We start from the raw sequence: 14,884 nt of genomic DNA, 5'->3' as shown, positions 1-14,884 counted from the left end.
GCAGAGCAGGGCCTCAGGGCTCCTTGCCGGTCTTCAGCGGGTAACCCACCTCCCTCCATGCCTTCATGCCGCCGTCGAGCGCCACGGCGCGCGTGAAGCCCATGGATCGCAGGGTCGCGGCGGCGAGCGTCGAGATGTAGCCCAGTTCGCAGCAGGCGAGGATGCGCCGCGTCGGGTCGGGCAGGTCCTGGTTCACGCGCAGTTCGAGCTGGCCGCGCGGCAACAGCCGGGCGCCGGGAATGTGGCCGCCTTCGTAGGCATCGCGCTCGCGCACGTCGAGCACGATGAGATCGTCCTCGGCGGCCTCCACCTTCGACTTGAGCTCTGCCAGCGACATGAACGGCACGGTCGACGTCGCTTCGGCCAGCAGGCTCGCCACGGTCTTGCCGCCGCTCATGTTCGTGCGCAGGGCCTCGGTGATGTGCGTGGGCATCGTGAGGTTCAGGTTGCGCATCATCTCGACGAACTCGGTGCGGTCGCGCTTCTGCAGGCGCGGGTTGCTCGCCATCTCGTCCGCGATGGTCGAGTGGCTCCTTCCCTTGTAGTCATGCGCCGGGTACACCTGCAGCGCGGGGTCGAGGTGCAGCAGCCGGTTGAACAGGCTGTCGTACAGCGCCTCCGGGTTGCCGCTGGGCAGGTCGGTGCGGCCGGTTCCGCCGATGAGCAGGGTGTCGCCCGTGAAGACGCGGTCCTCGACCTGCAGGCACATCGAGTCGGCCGTGTGGCCCGGCGTGTGCAGGGCCTGCAGCCGCAGCTTGCCGAGCACGATCATCTCGCCGTCGCCGATGCGCATGTCGACGAAGGGCGCCGGGCTCGCGCGGTGCATGACGACAGGCACGTCGAGCTGCCGCGCGAGTTCCTTGGTGGCGGAGAAGTGGTCGGCGTGCGTGTGCGTATCGATGAGATAGCGGATGCGCACGCCGTCGCGTGCAGCCAGTGCGAGGTAATGGTCGATCTGGCTCAGCTCCGGATCGATGAGCGCAGCCACGCAGGTCTGGTCGCAACCGATGAGGTACGACTGGCAACCGCCGGTGGCGATCTGCTCGAAGACCATGGTGCGCGCCGAAGATCAGCCCGGTTGCTTGACCACCCGCAGATAGGGCTTCGGCGCCTTCCAGCCGTCGGGAAAGAGCTTCTTCGCGTCGTCGTCCGAGACCGAGCCGGCAATGATCACGTCCTCGCCGTTCTTCCAGTTGGCCGGCGTCGCGACCTTGTGCGCGGCGGTGAGCTGCATCGAATCGAGCACGCGCAGGATCTCGTCGAAGTTGCGGCCGGTGGTCATCGGATAGGTGAGCATCAGCTTGATGCGCTTGTCCGGGCCGATGACGAAGACCGAGCGCACGGTGGCATTGGTCGCGGCGGTGCGGCCTTCGGAGGTGCCCAGTTCCTCGGCGGGCAGCATGTTGTAGAGCTTGGCCACCGCCAGGTCGGTGTCGCCGATCATCGGGTACTTGGGCAGGTGGCCCTGCGTTTCCTCGATGTCCTTGGCCCAGCGCTCGTGGGCATCCACCGGATCGATGCTCAGGCCGATCAGCTTGGCGTTGCGCTTGGTGAACTCGGGCTCGATCTTCGCCATGTAGCCCAGCTCGGTCGTGCACACCGGCGTGAAGTCCTTGGGGTGAGAGAACAGGACGGCCCACTTGTCGCCGATCCAGTCGTGGAACTTGATCGGTCCCTGCGTGGTGTTGGCCGTGAAATCGGGGGTGACGTCGTTGATGCGCAGTGACATGTCCGCTCCTTGGAAGTGTGGGATGGCAGGCCTGCGGCCGCGGCAACGGGATGGCGAATCGCCGGGCCTCTGCGGTCCCGCAGGGTCAGTAGAAAGTACACCACGATCCGATGGCCCGTACAAGCGTACAAGTACAAACCTGTGCTTTCCCCGATTGAGCCGGGCCGGCGCGCCGCGTTAGGCTGCACAGGTGAATCACCGCCCTGCACCCTCACCCTATACCCCCCAGATCCGGCTCTACCAGGATTGGCTGCGCGACCAGCGCGGAATCTCCTTCGATTCGTACGATGCGCTGTGGCGCTGGTCGGTGACCGATCTGCCTGCCTTCTGGCAGAGCATTTGGGACTACTTCGACATGAAGTCCCCGACGCCGGCCAGCACCGTGCTGGTCGACGCCCCTATGCCCGGCACCCGCTGGTTTCCCGGCGCGCAGGTCAACTACGCGCGCGAAGTGCTGCGCCATGCCGATGCGGCCCATGCGGCCGGCATGCCGGCCATCATCAGCGACAACGAACTCGGCGAAGTGCGCGAGATGTCGTGGCCTGAACTGCGGCGCCAGATCGCGGCCTTTGCGCTGGCCTTGCGCGAACTCGGCGTGGTGCGCGGCGACCGCGTCGCGGCCTACCTGCCCAACGTGCCCGAGACGATCGTCGCCTTCCTTGCGTGTTCGAGCATCGGCGTGGTGTGGAGTGTGTGCGCGCCCGACATGGGCACGGCCGCGGTGGTCGACCGTTTCCGCCAGATCGAGCCCAAGGTGCTGATCGCGGCCGATGGCGTGCACTACGGCGGCAAGGCACTGGACCGGAGCGCCGTCGTGCTGGAACTGCGCGCCGCGCTGCCCAGCGTGGAGCAGCTCGTGCTCGTGAGAACGCCCTTCGCCGCGCAACAGATTCCCTCCGAAGCCGAGTGGACGAGCGCCGTCGCGCGCAACGACGAAGCGACCGCCACCTTCGAGCCTGAGTGGCTGCCCTTCGATCACCCGATCTGGATCGTCTACTCCAGTGGCACCACCGGCCTGCCCAAGCCGATCGTTCACGGCCAGGGCGGCATCCTCGTCAACATGTACGCGTGCGGGCTGCACCATGACCTCGGGGCGAGCTACAGCGCCAACAGCTTCGGCGAGCGCTACCACTGGTACAGCTCGACCGGCTGGGTCATGTGGAACTCGCAGCTCTCGGGCCTGGCTTTCGGGTCGACCATCTGCATCTACGACGGCAACCCGGCCGGCAGCAAGGAGAAGCCCGACTGGGGCGTGCTCTGGCGCTTCGTGGCGCGGCACCAGGTCACCTTCTTCGGGGCCGGCGCGGCCTACTTCAGCAACTGCATGAAGGCGGGACTGGAAGTGAAGGACTGCGGCGATCTCTCGCGCGTCCGCGCGCTCGGCAGCACGGGCTCGCCGTTGCCCGAGGAGGTCCAGCGCTGGGGCACGGCGCAGATGCTCGCGGCCGGGTCGACCGAAGTGTGGTGGTACAACATTTCGGGCGGAACGGATTTCTGCGGCGGCTTTGTCGGCGGCCATCGCGAGTTGCCCGAAATACCGGGGCAGATGCAATGCCGCTACCTCGGCGCTTCGGTCGAGGCGTGGAACGAATCCGGCCAGCCGGTGATCGGCGAAGTCGGCGAGCTGGTCTGCACGAAGCCCATCCCTTCGATGCCTCTGTACCTCTGGGGCGACGAAGGCAACGCGCGCTATCTCTCCAGCTACTTCGACACCTATCCCGGCGTCTGGCGCCACGGCGACTGGATCAGGATCGGCGAGGACGGCGGCTGCATCATCTACGGCCGCAGCGACGCCACCATCAACCGCCAGGGCCTTCGCATGGGCACCAGCGAGATCTACAGCGCCGTCGAGGGCCTGCCCGAAGTGCTCGACTCCATGGTGGTCGACCTCGAATACCTGGGCCGCGAAAGCTATATGCCCCTCTTCGTGGTGCTGCGGCCCGGCGTGGCGCTGGACGACGCCATGCGCGCGAAGATCAACAACGCGATCAAGACCTCGCTCTCGCCGCGCTTCGTGCCCAACGACATCTTCCAGGTCGCGGAGATCCCGCGCACGCTCTCGGGCAAGAAGCAGGAGCTGCCCATCAAGAAGCTGCTGCTCGGCCAGCCGATCGAGAAGGTGGTGAACCGCGAGGCGATGGCGAATCCGGGCAGCCTGGAGTGGTATGTGGCCTTCGCCGAGCGCCACGCGCAAGCGCACAAGGCGGCCGCATGAAGAAGCGCACGGCCTTCCTTGCACTCGCTGTCGCCGCCGGCATCCCGCTGCTGGTGGCGTGTGCATCGTCGATGAGCAACGCCGCCCCGGCCGAGAAGGCGCCAGCGCTGCGCGTGACGGGCTCCGTCACCTTCCGCGAACGCATCGCGCTCGACCCTTCGGCCGAGATCGTGGTGCAGCTCCTCGACGTGTCGCGCATGGACGTGGCCGCGGTCGTGCTGGCCGAGCAGCGCATCCGTGCGAACGGCAAGCAGGTGCCTTTCAGCTTCGCACTGAGCGTGGACCCGGCGCGCATCGATCCGCGCATGCGCTACAACGTCTCGGCGCGGATTCTCGAAGGTGACAAGCTGCTCTTCATCAGCGACACGGCCTATCCCGTGCTGACGCAGGGGCGCGGCAATACCGCGGATCTGATGCTGGTGCGCGTCGGTCCTTGACGTCCCGCCGGGAATGCCTGGGCCGCGGATGCCCGCAGCCCTGGGCACCGGCGTCTTCCTGGCACGAACCCGGTTCGGCCGCTACAACCACTTCCCTTCAGAAGGCATCTGGATACGGGTCTCCGGCGTGCCGCCATCGACCAGCGCGCCGACGAAGATGCTCAGCAGCGAGATGAAGATGCTCGCGAACAGCGCCGTCCAGAAGCCGGACACCTTGAAGCCCTTCACCAGCGCCGACACCAGCAGGATCATCAGCGCGTTGATGACCAGGATGAAGAGTCCGAAGGTCAATAGCGTGAGCGGGAGGGTCAGGATGATGAGCAGCGGCCGGACGATGGCATTGGCAAATCCGAGCAGCAGCGCCGACACCACCAGCGCCGAGGCGCTCTCGAACGTGATCCCCTTGAAGATGTGACTGGCCACCCATAGCGAAAAAGCGGTGATGGCCCAGGTGATCAGGAAGGGAGCCAGGGAATTCAGCATGTCGGTCGCTCTCGTCGTTGGTATGACCGGCGCAATCATATCGGCGAGACCGTGAACCAGGTCAAGGACGCGCAAGGTTCAAACATGTACGTGAACGTACACGTTGATGTAGAATGGCGCCATGGCCCGTTCCCCCGACACCATCACCGTCCGTGAAGCCGCGGAGCGTCTCGGCGTAACGCCGCGCACCCTCAAGTACTACGAGGAACGCGGCATCGTGGTGCCGGTGCGCAGCGAAGGCCGCTACCGCCTCTACCAGGCCGCCGACCTCGAAAAGCTCTCCCGGGTGCTGCGCATGCGCTCGCTCGGCTTTTCCCTCACCACCATCACCGCCATGGTCCAGCAGCCCTTGGAGCCTTCCGCCGACGGCGGCCGGCCACGGCTGTCCAACGCATCGCTGAAGGAATTGAAGGAAACGCTGGTCGAACAACTCGACGCGCTCGAAACCCGGGTCGCGCAGGTTCGCCGCGAGTTGAAGGACGCCGCCACGCTGCAGGCGCAACTGCGGCGCGACATCGACTACGTGGAGCGTCGGCTGACCGGCGAGTCGCTGGAATCGGTTCTTGCGGAACGCCGGCGCGTGGAACCCGCCCCCGCCGCCGGGCGCAAGAGGTCTGGAACATGAGCACGTCGGCTTCGGGGGCCGCGGGTCGCGGCATCGACGCCACCGCACTGGCGCCCTGGGTCATCGGCCTGGTGACTGCCATCGACTACTTCGACAACGCGCTGTTCGCCTTCTTCGCGAGCTACATCGCGGGCGGCGTGAGCGCCTCTGCCGATGAACTCGTCTGGGCATCGAGTGCCTATGCGCTCGGCGCCGTGCTCGGCATCCTGCAGCAGCACGCCTGGGTCGAGCGCCTGGGCTATCGCCGATACCTCGCGATCTGCATGTTCGCCTTCGCCGTAGGTGGCGTGTTCGCCGCGCTGGGGGAGAACCCGGTGCAGCTCATGCTGGCGCGCGGCTTCCAGGGCTACTTCGTCGGACCCATGCTGGGCGCCTGCCGCATCCTGATCCAGGTCGGCATCCCGCCGCAGCGTCGCGCCAAGGCGCTCAAGTCCTTCATGGTGCTGATCGTGTTCAGCGGCGCGCTGGCGACCATCGTGGGCGCCTGGCTCGTCACGCATTTCGACTGGCGCTCGCTGTTCCTCTGCACGGCGCCCGTGGCGGCGCTCGTGGGCGTGATGGCCTTGTGGACGCTGCCCGACGTTGGCGACGTGGCGCCGCACGAGCGCACCGAGCCTCACTACGCGGCCTACGTGGTGTTCGCATTGGCGCAGGCCGCTCTGCAGGTGGTGATGACCCGCGCGCACTTCGAGCTCTTCGCCGGCTCGCCCTCGCTCATCGGGCTTGCCGTTGCCGGCGTCGCGGGGCTCGGCTGGTTCGCCTGGCACCAATGGCGGCATCCGGCACCGCTGGTGCGGCTGCACGCGCTGCGGCATTCGACCTTCCAGGTCGGGCTCGCGCTCTACGTGGTCTATTACGGTCTGTCGACCGGGTTCAGCTACCTGCTGCCGCGGTTGATGGAAGGCGGCCTCGGGTTCACTGTGGGCGAGACCGGCTATTTCACGGGCATGACCTCGCTGGCGTCGGGCCTGCTGCTGTTCGCCTACCTCAAGCTGTCGGCGCGCGTCCCCCACAAGAAGTGGCTGGTCGTCACCGGCTTCGGCATCGCGGCGCTGGCGGCATGGCTCCTGGCGCGCATGTCGCCCGAGGTCGGACGCCTGCAGCTCGCGGCGCCCCTGTTGCTGCGCGGCCTGATGATGCTGTTCGTGATGCTGCCGGTCGCGAGCATCACTTTCCGCGCCCTGGCCGGAGAGGACTTCGCCCACGGCTATCGCCTCAAGAACCTCGTGCGGCAGCTCGCCATTTCATTCGCCACGGCGATGGTGATCGCGCTGCAGCAACACCGCCTGGCGCTGCACGAGACGCGGCTCGCCGAATCGGCCAGCCCGTCCAACGCGACCTTCATGCAGTCGCTGGACCTGCTGACGCACGGTTTCACGGCCGGTGGCCATGCCATCGGCGAGGCGCACGCGCTGGCGCTGACCTCGCTGTCGCGCGTGCTGGAGCAGCAGGCGACCTTCATGGCGTCGCTCGACGGCTTCGAGGTGATGGCGGTGATCGCGCTGGTGTGCGGTGTGTTCGCGGCCTGGCAGCGCGAGATCAACTGAACCGGGCGGGTGCCGGCCACTCGGACGGTTTCCGGGAGACCCTGGCCTTCTCCGACGGAATGTCGCCAGATTTGTTACTCCCCGCGTTCGTCGGCCGGTGCCAAACTGGCGCACGGCCAACGACAGGAGATTCCAGTCATGACGACCCCATCCACCGACAACGTGCGCGACGGCGGACAGCCCGCCATGCCCCCGCCCACGGTCGTGTCGCCGCAGGCGTGGGAGGCGGCCCGCCAGCAACTGCTCGTGAAGGAAAAGGCCCAGACCCGCGCCCGCGACGCCCTGGCCGCCGAGCGCCGCCGGATGCCGTGGATGGCGGTGGAGTCGGAATATGCCTTCGAGGGGCCCGCGGGCAAGGTGAGCCTGCCCGGCCTCTTCGACGGCCGGCGGCAGTTGATCGTCTACCGCGCCTTCTTCGAGCCGGGCGTGTTCGGCTGGCCCGAGCACGCCTGCCGGGGCTGCTCGATGGTGGCCGACCAGGTCGCGCACGTCGCGCACCTGAACGCGCGCGACACCACGCTTGTTTTCGTCTCGCGTGCGCCCCAGGCGGACATCGCGCGGCTGAAGGCACGGATGGGCTGGGAGATACCGTGGTTCACGCTCACCGACCGCTTCGACGCCGACTTCGGGGTGGACGAGTGGCACGGCACGAACGTGTTCTACCGCAACGGCGACCGCGTCTTCCGCACCTACTTCCTCAACAACCGCGGCGACGAGCAGATGGGGAACACCTGGAACTACCTCGACATCACCGCGCTGGGCCGGCAGGAGGTCTGGGAAGACTCGCCCGCGGGCTATCCCCAGACGCCCACCTACAAGTGGTGGAACTGGCACGACAACTACGCCGCGGACGCAGAGCCCGACAGGAAATGGGTCGAGGTGTCGGACGCGGGAGAGGCGGCGTTCCGGAACGAACAGCCGGGCACGAAGCGTTGAGCGGTTGCGAAACGGGCCCTTCGCAGGCACGATATGGCCGCATAGCGAAGAAACGCGTGCACCCGCCTGCCGGGGTAGCGGCGCCATTGCCGAGCTGCAGGACCAACGCAACGCGCCGTCGATGTTCTTCCTCTGGCCTGATTTCCTCTGGCTCTTGCTGGCGCTGCCATTGCTGCTGGCGGCGTATGTCTGGCTGCTGCGTCGCCGGAACCGTGCGGCCTTGCGCTACAGCAGCCTTGGCGTCGTGAGAGAGGCGGCCGCCGGCCGCGCCTGGCGGCGGCACCTGCCTCCCGCGTTGTTCCTGCTGGCCTGCTCGGGCTTGCTGCTTGCAGCGGCGCGTCCCGTAGCCCGCGTGCCGCTGCCGTGGGCGCGGTCCTCCATCATGCTGGCCATGGACGTCTCGCTCAGCATGCGCGTCAGCGACGTCAAGCCGAACCGCCTGGTGGCCGCGCAGGAGGCGGCGAAGTCATTCCTGCGCGAACTTCCCAAGAGAGTCGAGGTCGGGCTCGTCACCTTTGCCGGGAGCAGCCAGGTCGCCCAGCGCGCGACGCTGGACCGCGACTCCCTCATCGCGAGCATCGACGGCTTTCAGATGCAGATGGGAACCGCGGTGGGCAACGCGATCGTGCTGTGCCTGGCGGAGCTGTTTCCGGAGCACGGCATTGAACTCGGCGACATGACCTTCGGCAGCATGCGGCTCGGGCGCAGCCTGGACGACAAGGCGAAGGCGCCGCCCAAGCAGATCACGCCGGTGGCGCCGGGCTCCTACGATTCGGCCGCGATCATCCTGCTGAGCGACGGCCGCCGCACCACGGGGGTCGACACGCTGGAAGCCGCGAAGATGGCTGCCGATCGCGGCGTCCGCATCTACGTGGTGGGCCTGGGCACGGTGGATGGCGACGCCGCCACGCCGGACGGCATGGCCATCTACATGAAGCTCGACGAACCGACCCTGCGCGAAGTGGCGCGCATGACCGGCGGGGAGTACTACCACGCCGGCACGGCGGAGGTGCTGCGCACCGTCTACCAGAACCTGGGCTCGCGCCTGCAGGTGCAGGCACGGGAAACCGAGCTGACCGGCGTTTTCGCGCTCGTGTCCAGCCTGGTCGCGACAGCTGCGGCCGCGCTGTCGCTTTTGTGGTTCGGGCGCGTCGCCTGAGCGGCCCTACGCCCACCGCTGGACGGCTTCCGCGGTGTCGCTCGGCTTCGTGTTGAAGCAGATCCGGGCTTGAGGAGCCGCCCGGTGGACCACGTTGATCAGCCGCTCGAAGAGCAGGAAGTAGGCGGGGAGGGTGCGGATGCCGGCACCGATGACCACGCAGTCGAACGGCTTTTCGGAGAGCTTCCGGGCCACCACGTCTGCGGCCGTGTCCCCGAGATCGGTCAGGCAGAGTTCTGCTTCGTACCCCAGGGCGGCCAGCCTGGCCTGGTCCGCCGCCAGGCCGGACCGGACCTTCTCGGCGTTCATGTCCGGCATCGTGCCGAAGTCGACCAGGCTCGGCTCGAGCCCGATCACCAGCACCTGTGTTTTCTTCATCGGGTTCTCCAGACGAGGCATATGCGAAATTGCGATGTCGAAAGTACAAGAGATTCGTTGGGCCGGGCCAGGGGACTTCCGACAATCGCGCTCCCTCATTTCGATCTTTCTGGAGTCTTCATGGCGACCCTGCGACTCGGCGACACCGCCCCCAACTTCACCCAGGAGTCCAGCGATGGCCCGATCGACTTCTACGACTGGGCCGGCGATTCGTGGGTGGTGCTCTTCTCCCATCCTGCCGATTTCACGCCGGTCTGCACCACCGAACTGGGCAAGACGGCGGCGTTGTCGGGCGAGTTCGCGAGACGCGGCGTCAAGCCGATCGCGATCAGCGTCGATCCGGTCGACAGGCACAAGGAATGGATCGGCGACATCAACGACACGCAGAACACGACGGTCGACTTCCCCATCCTGGCGGACGCCGATCGCAAGGTGGCGAATCTCTACGACCTGATCCATCCGAACGCCTCGACCACGGCGACGGTGCGCAGCGTCTTCATCATCGATCCGAAGAAGGTGATCCGAACCACCATCACCTACCCGGCGAGCACCGGCCGCAACTTCGACGAGATCCTGCGCGTGATCGACTCGCTGCAGCTCACCGACAGCCACAAGGTCGCGACGCCGGTGAACTGGCAGGATGGCGACGATGTCGTCATCGTCCCCAGCCTGCAGGACCCGGCCGAAATCGCGGAGCGCTTTCCCAGGGGCTACAAGGCCGTGCGCCCGTACTTGCGCCTGACGCCGCAACCGAACAGGTGAAGGCGTAGCCCGCGCCGGGGACGCATCGGCCTAGAGATCGGCGAAGCCGGTCGTGCCGGAGTGGTCCCTCGATTGCCACTCGGCCAGCCAGAACTCGACGCGCGTGGCGACGCGGTCCAGGGCAAGCTTCCGGTCGCGGTCCAGGTTGGAAAGAAGCATGCGGCAACGCAGCACCCCGCCTTCGCGCAGCTCCGCCACGCCACCGTGAGTCTGGTCTTCTCCCCGCGTGAGTTGGAGATCGAAGGTCCAGCCTTCCGGCAGCTTGAGAGAGATGTCGAGGGCGGCGTCTGGGTCGTTCATCAAGCCCTCCAAGGGCCAAGGCAACGCGCCAGCATACCCGTCGCGGCTGACGGGACGCCCCTCAATTCATATGAGGGCGGCGGGCCTTTTCATACAGCGTGCGCGCGAGGTCGCGGTGCCGGGCGAGGAGGGGTTCGAGTTCCAGGTCGGTGAAGCGGCCATCGCGAATTCGCACGCGGCCGTCGATCACGTTCAGGGCGGCGGCGCCCGGCTGGCAGAACACCAGCGCGGCCACCGGATCGTGCCCCGCGCCGGCGTGCGCCACCCCGCGCAGATCGAAAGCCACGATGTCGGCCGACATGCCCGGCGCGAGCGCGCCGATGTCGTCACGGCCCAGAACCCGAGCGCCGCCGAGCGTCGCGATCTCCAGCGCCTCGCGCGCCGTCATCGCCGCCGGCCCGAAGCCCACGCGCTGCAGCAGCATTGCCTGGCGTGCCTCGCCGAGCATGTGGGCGCCGTCGTTCGATGCGCTGCCATCCACGCCCAGCCCCACCGGAACGCCCGCGCGGCGCATCGCGCCGATGGGCGCGATGCCCGAGGCCAGCCGCATGTTGGAGCAGGGGCAGTGCGCGACGCCGGTGCCGGTGCGCCCGAAGAGGGCGATGCCGGCTTCGTCCAGCTTGACGCAGTGCGCGTGCCACACGTCGCGGCCGACCCAGCCCAGGTCTTCCGCGTACTCGGCCGGCGTCATGCCGAACTTCTCGCGGGAGTAGGCGATGTCGTTGTCGTTCTCCGCCAGGTGCGTGTGCAGCGAGACGCCGCGCTCGCGCGCCAGCTCCGCCGACAGCCGCATCAGGTCGCGTGAGACCGAGAAGGGCGAGCAGGGCGCGAGCACGATGCGGCGCATCGCGTGCCGCGAGGCATCGTGCCAGCGGCCGATGAGCCGCTCGCTGTCGCGCAGGATGGCATCCTCGGTCTCGACCACTTCGTCGGGCGGCAGGCCGCCGAGGCTGCGGCCCACGCTCATGCTGCCGCGCGAGGCATGGAAGCGCATGCCCATCGTGTCGGCCGCCTCGATGGAGTCGTCGAGCCGCGCGCCGTTCGGAAAGAGGTAGAGGTGATCGCTGGTCGTGGTGCAGCCCGAGAGCATCAGCTCGGCCATCGCGGTCTGCGTCGACACGCGGATCATCTCGGGCGTGATGCGTGCCCACAGCAGGTAGAGGTTGGTGAGCCAGCCGAAGAGTTCGGCGTCCTGCGCCTCGGGCACGGCGCGCGTGAGGCTCTGGTACATGTGGTGGTGCGTGTTGACCAGCCCCGGCATCACGACATGGCCGCGCAGGTCGATCGACTCGGCCTGTCCGTTGCGGAGTGCCTCGGCGTAGACCGCAGGCAACTCGGCCGTGGGGCCTGTCCATGCGACGGCGGGCCCTTCGGCGACGACCGCGCCATCCGGTATCTCGCGCCGGGCCGCGTCCATGGTGACCAGCACGTCGGCGTGCTGGAGGATCAGCGGGCGGTGGGGTGAGGACGGTGCGGTCATGGGCCGGAATTTTGCACCGGGCTTCAAAAAAATCACCCGAGCCCCTGTTCTCCGGCTGCCGTGCTGCCGATAGATCGGAGTGACCCCAGCCCGACAAGTCGATGCCAGCTACCGGATCCTGATGCGCGAAGGGTGCAGGCTCGTCTATGGGCACATGCCGCTGTCGGAGTTCCTGAATCTCGTTCGACAGGCGCATGACCGCGAGTTGCTGCATCCCGGTCTCGCGCGCATGCTGGAGGCGACGGCGGTCATCGGGCCGCCCGAGGCGCTGGCGCGCATCCGGCGTCAGGAAACGCCCGCGGCGGTCGAGCGCATGCGCAAGCAACTGGGCCGCGCCGCGCTGCTGCTCGACCCGCATGCGCTGCGCTGGCTCGCGGCCGGCGAGCAGGGGCCCGCCAGCCTGGCCCTCTTCGCGCTGTTGACCGGTGTGCGGCCCCGGTACTACAGGGGGAAGACGACCGGAGACGTCCCGCGAGAGGCCAACGCCTTCCGCCGCTGCCGGCTGTTGATCGAGCAGGTGCCGGCGCTGCGGCGCGCCTTGCCGGTGCTGGCCGAGCGCGTGGCCGAGCCGGGCATCGCGGAATGGGCTGCCATCGCCGAGGCATGGGACGATCTCTGCGCGCAGATGGACCATGAGGCACCCGACTGGCGCCTCGGGCCGATCAGGGCCCAGGGCGTGACAGCCATGCTGAAGTGCTTCCGCGAGCTGGAGACCGCCTGAGATTCAATGCCGCGGCCTGCGTGCGCTGCCGGTGCGTGCCCGTTGCGCGATGAAGCGACGCAGCCATGCGTTGGCGCGTGGCGCCTTGCCGAGCAGTGCGGCAGCTTCGCGCTCCCTGAAGCCGGCCCACTCGGCCTGGGTGGCGGCCTTGAGGGCAGCCAGGTTGGCCACGTTGTATTGCCAGAACGCCGCCACCACGAAGTGCCCGGCGCGTTCGCCCTTCGGCTTGGGCGTGATCACGATGTGCTCCGCACCGATGCTCTGCAGCAGCGCCGATCGCGAGCCCGCGAGACGAATGCCGTTGCCGTAGCCTTCAATGTCCCGGTTCAGGATGAAGCTGATCACCGACACGCTGGAGAAGTGCGTCGCCATGAAGACCACCAGTTCCAGCAGCAGCACCCGGCCGATGCGCAGCTTCTGCAGCGCCCGGCTGCACGCCTCGGTCGATGGCGTGTAGTACTGGATGCGGACCTCGGTGCCGCCGCGGCTCACGGGCACCGGGTCCAGCGTGCCGACGTGAATGTCGCCGTAGTAGGCGAAGATGGGCGCGCCCAGCACGCAGGGGCCTGAATCGGGCCCTGTGAACCGCAGTGCGTTGATGCTCATGAGTCGGTTGCGCTTCCCTTGTCCTGTTTTAGTCATCGGCACCGCGCGCATGCGTTCCGTACCGCTATGGCGCCGATTTTCCTGCGTATCGCCGGGATTGAATCGGTCGAACAGCGAGGTGTTTCACCGCGATGTTCGCGCGGCTACTTGGCAAGGGGCCGGCATGCGCGCAGGGATGCGGCTACAGTCCCCGGCGGCTCGCGCCGGCTTCCGAATCCCCAAGAACAAAGACAAAGCCATGCCTTCTCCAGCCCGAGCCTCCAGCTCACTCGCGGCTTCCGCACTCACCCCCGCATCCGCCAGCCCCTCGACGCCGACGCGCGCACGCCAGGTGTTGCTGGGCCTCAGCCTGATCCTGATCGCCTTCAATCTGCGGCCCGTGTTCGGCAGCCTCTCCGTCCTGCTGCCCGAGGTCATGAAGGACACCGGCCTCTCGCCCTCGGGCGCGAGCCTGCTCACGACACTGCCGCTGCTGTGCCTCGGCGTGTTCGCCGCGCCCGCACCGGCGCTGGCCCGGCGCTTCGGCCCCGAGCGCACGCTGCTGGGCGCGCTGCTCCTCATCTGCATAGGAACCCTGTTGCGCGGCGCGGGCAGCCTGCCGATGCTGTTCTTCTCGTCGGCGCTGGCCGGCGCCGGCATCGCGGTCGCCAACGTGCTGCTGCCGGGACTGGTCAAGCGCGACTTCAGCAGCCACGCCGCGATGATGACGGGCTTCTACACGCTGGCCGTGTGCGCGGGCGCGTCGAGTTCGGCGGCGTTCACCGTTCCGCTGGAACATGCCTTTGGCGGGTCCTGGACGACCGCATTGGCCTTCTGGGCCCTGCCGGCCGGAATCGTGATGCTGTTGTGGGCGCCGCAGGCGCTGGCCGCACGCTTGCGGCAAGCCCACGCCAGCGTGCACACCGGCAGCCTGTGGCGCGACCCGCTCGCCTGGCAGGTGACCTGCTTCATGGGGCTGCAATCCTCGCTGGCCTACATCGTCATGGGCTGGCTTGCGCCCATGCTGCGCGAGCGTGGCCTGGACAGCGCGACCGCCGGCTACGTGCTGGGCGTGTCGATCCTCGTACAGCTCGCGACCTGCCTGGTGACGCCCTCGATCGCTGCGCGCTGCCGCAACCAGCGCGGGCTGGCGCTGGGTCTCACTGTGATCATCCTGGCATCGATGCTGGCGTTCCTGTTCGCGCCGCTGGGCGGCGTGTGGTTCTGGGCGGTGCTGCTCGGCTGCGGCCAAGGCGGATCGTTCGCGCTCGCACTGAGCCTGATCGTGATGCGCTCGCCCGACGCGAGTGTGACCGCGCAACTCTCGGCCATGGCGCAGGGCTGGGGCTATGTGCTGGCCGCCACCGGCCCTCTCATTGCGGGCCTGCTGCGCGGCTGGACTGGCGGCTTCCAGTCCTCGGCCGCGCTGATGGTCGTGGTCGCCGTCGGCATGGCCTGGAGCGGCTGGGGCGCCGGCCGCCGCCTGCACGTGCGGCCGGGCGGCACGCGCTGAGGCACGCGCCGCGT

The 14,884-nt window shown here is 67.9% G+C and carries 16 protein-coding genes; 9 read left to right on the top strand and 7 right to left on the bottom strand.

From position 1 onward, the window contains the following. Nucleotides 1-13: 13 nt before the first annotated feature. Nucleotides 14-1,054: an MBL fold metallo-hydrolase gene (locus tag QTH97_RS23535; RefSeq protein WP_286570896.1), complete on the bottom strand. Its 1,041-nt coding sequence runs from the start codon at nt 1,052-1,054 to the stop codon at nt 14-16. 15 nt (nt 1,055-1,069) lie between these two features. Continuing rightward, on the bottom strand, nt 1,070-1,729 hold the full coding sequence (locus QTH97_RS23530) for a peroxiredoxin (protein ID WP_286570895.1): 660 nt from the start codon (nt 1,727-1,729) through the stop codon (nt 1,070-1,072). A 190-nt stretch (nt 1,730-1,919) separates the two neighbouring features. On the opposite strand from QTH97_RS23530, the gene QTH97_RS23525 reads away from it, so the two are divergent. After that, nucleotides 1,920-3,944 carry an acetoacetate--CoA ligase gene (locus tag QTH97_RS23525; RefSeq protein WP_286570893.1) on the top strand — a complete coding sequence of 675 codons (2,025 nt, stop codon included), beginning with the start codon at nt 1,920-1,922 and terminating at the stop codon, nt 3,942-3,944. Continuing rightward, nucleotides 3,941-4,381, top strand: a complete 441-nt coding sequence (locus tag QTH97_RS23520) for a YbaY family lipoprotein (RefSeq protein WP_286570891.1) — start codon at nt 3,941-3,943, stop codon at nt 4,379-4,381. Before QTH97_RS23525 ends, QTH97_RS23520 begins: the two co-directional genes overlap by 4 nt. 81 nt (nt 4,382-4,462) lie before the next feature. Here the strand turns inward: QTH97_RS23520 and QTH97_RS23515 are convergent, their stop codons facing one another. Beyond that, nucleotides 4,463-4,864 carry a phage holin family protein gene (locus QTH97_RS23515; RefSeq protein ID WP_286570889.1) on the bottom strand — a complete coding sequence of 134 codons (402 nt, stop codon included), beginning with the start codon at nt 4,862-4,864 and terminating at the stop codon, nt 4,463-4,465. 121 nt (nt 4,865-4,985) lie between these two features. Here QTH97_RS23515 and QTH97_RS23510 point away from each other — a divergent pair, with 121 nt between their 5' ends. The 4 genes from QTH97_RS23510 to QTH97_RS23495 all read left to right on the top strand — a co-directional run bounded on the left by QTH97_RS23510 (nt 4,986) and on the right by QTH97_RS23495 (nt 9,131). Next, nucleotides 4,986-5,489, top strand: a complete 504-nt coding sequence (locus QTH97_RS23510; protein WP_286570888.1) for a MerR family transcriptional regulator — start codon at nt 4,986-4,988, stop codon at nt 5,487-5,489. Then, a complete protein-coding gene (locus tag QTH97_RS23505) occupies nt 5,486-7,036 on the top strand; it encodes an MFS transporter (protein ID WP_286570886.1) in 1,551 nt (516 codons plus the stop codon). Before QTH97_RS23510 ends, QTH97_RS23505 begins: the two co-directional genes overlap by 4 nt. A gap of 138 nt (nt 7,037-7,174) precedes the next feature. Next, nucleotides 7,175-7,972, top strand: coding sequence for a DUF899 domain-containing protein (locus QTH97_RS23500; protein ID WP_286570885.1), 798 nt, complete (start codon nt 7,175-7,177; stop codon nt 7,970-7,972). Between the two features lie 121 nt (nt 7,973-8,093). Beyond that, complete coding sequence (locus QTH97_RS23495) at nt 8,094-9,131, top strand: VWA domain-containing protein (protein WP_286570884.1); 1,038 nt, start codon at nt 8,094-8,096, stop codon at nt 9,129-9,131. A 6-nt stretch (nt 9,132-9,137) separates the two neighbouring features. Here QTH97_RS23495 and QTH97_RS23490 read toward each other — a convergent pair whose 3' ends face one another. Then, the gene (locus QTH97_RS23490) at nt 9,138-9,509 is read right to left on the bottom strand and encodes a hypothetical protein (RefSeq protein WP_286570883.1); all 372 of its coding nucleotides are present in this window, start codon (nt 9,507-9,509) and stop codon (nt 9,138-9,140) included. Nucleotides 9,510-9,629: 120 nt separating this feature from the next. Between QTH97_RS23490 and QTH97_RS23485 the strand changes: the two genes are divergently transcribed. Then, nucleotides 9,630-10,271: a peroxiredoxin gene (locus QTH97_RS23485; protein ID WP_286570882.1), complete on the top strand. Its 642-nt coding sequence runs from the start codon at nt 9,630-9,632 to the stop codon at nt 10,269-10,271. Between the two features lie 30 nt (nt 10,272-10,301). Here QTH97_RS23485 and QTH97_RS23480 read toward each other — a convergent pair whose 3' ends face one another. Together QTH97_RS23480 and QTH97_RS23475 are read right to left on the bottom strand one after the other, a co-directional pair. Next, nucleotides 10,302-10,571, bottom strand: a complete 270-nt coding sequence (locus QTH97_RS23480; RefSeq protein WP_286570881.1) for a hypothetical protein — start codon at nt 10,569-10,571, stop codon at nt 10,302-10,304. A 61-nt stretch (nt 10,572-10,632) separates the two neighbouring features. After that, a complete protein-coding gene (locus QTH97_RS23475) occupies nt 10,633-12,051 on the bottom strand; it encodes an 8-oxoguanine deaminase (RefSeq protein WP_286570880.1) in 1,419 nt (472 codons plus the stop codon). 79 nt (nt 12,052-12,130) lie between these two features. On the opposite strand from QTH97_RS23475, the gene QTH97_RS23470 reads away from it, so the two are divergent. Then, nucleotides 12,131-12,772: a hypothetical protein gene (locus QTH97_RS23470; RefSeq protein WP_286570879.1), complete on the top strand. Its 642-nt coding sequence runs from the start codon at nt 12,131-12,133 to the stop codon at nt 12,770-12,772. A gap of 3 nt (nt 12,773-12,775) precedes the next feature. On the opposite strand, the gene QTH97_RS23465 is transcribed toward QTH97_RS23470, so the two are convergent. Next, the gene (locus QTH97_RS23465) at nt 12,776-13,378 is read right to left on the bottom strand and encodes a hypothetical protein (protein WP_286570878.1); all 603 of its coding nucleotides are present in this window, start codon (nt 13,376-13,378) and stop codon (nt 12,776-12,778) included. A gap of 238 nt (nt 13,379-13,616) precedes the next feature. On the opposite strand from QTH97_RS23465, the gene QTH97_RS23460 reads away from it, so the two are divergent. Further along, nucleotides 13,617-14,870 carry a CynX/NimT family MFS transporter gene (locus QTH97_RS23460; RefSeq protein ID WP_286570877.1) on the top strand — a complete coding sequence of 418 codons (1,254 nt, stop codon included), beginning with the start codon at nt 13,617-13,619 and terminating at the stop codon, nt 14,868-14,870. The last annotated feature ends 14 nt before the right edge of the window (nt 14,871-14,884 follow it).

This window comes from Variovorax gracilis (assembly GCF_030317115.1).
GTDB classification, from domain to species: Bacteria; Pseudomonadota; Gammaproteobacteria; order Burkholderiales; family Burkholderiaceae_C; genus Variovorax; species Variovorax gracilis.
The sequence above is the reverse complement of the archived record's forward strand: the minus strand, read 5'-3'. Positions and strand labels throughout refer to the sequence as shown.